This is a genomic window from Tsukamurella pseudospumae (genome assembly GCF_001575195.1).
GTDB classification, from domain to species: domain Bacteria; phylum Actinomycetota; class Actinomycetes; order Mycobacteriales; family Mycobacteriaceae; genus Tsukamurella; species Tsukamurella pseudospumae.
The window spans coordinates 1-514 of the sequence record NZ_LSRF01000110.1 but is presented as its reverse complement, the minus strand read 5'-3'; the positions used below and the strand labels follow the sequence as shown (position 1 = coordinate 514).

1 protein-coding gene is annotated in these 514 nt (G+C 62.6%); it reads right to left on the bottom strand.

Going from position 1 to position 514, the window contains the following annotated elements; translation table 11 throughout:
- A partial coding sequence (locus tag AXK60_RS26710; protein ID WP_139058158.1) for a GNAT family N-acetyltransferase occupies positions 1–475 on the bottom strand: 475 nt, incomplete at its 3' end.
- Positions 476–514 lie beyond the last annotated feature (39 nt).

Genomic DNA, 514 nt, shown 5'->3' with positions numbered 1-514 from the left:
CGAATCCGTGGCTGCGGTAGAACGGCTCAAGGATCTCGTGACGATCCGTGTTGAACTGTCCATGCATCACGTGGGCACCGGCCGCGGCGTGGATCGCGATGGTCTCGGCCAGCAGCCGCGATCCCGCGCCCGACCGCCGGAAATCGGGCTCGACAGCCAGCAGTTCGATCTTCACAGCGTTCACGAGGTACTTGAGCGCAAGCTCAAAACCTAGTTGGCGCAGTAACTTTGGGAGGATCTTCGAGGATGGCCCAGCGATCACGATGCCGACGGCTTTACCGTCGGAGTGTGCGGCCAGCGCCGTAGTCGCTGCTATCCCTGCCGCTAATGGGTCTTCTCGGAGCAACATCGACAGGAACTCTGCGCGGAACTCCGGCGAGGGCGACGCCAGCGCGGCTTTGCCGAGAGCATCCCCACGGATCGCAGCAGCCAGTGTCTCCCCTTCCGCATCTTGCTGCCCGGAGACGCCCGCCATTGGCTGTGTTCGCGAATCTGAGCGTCACTTGTTCACGAA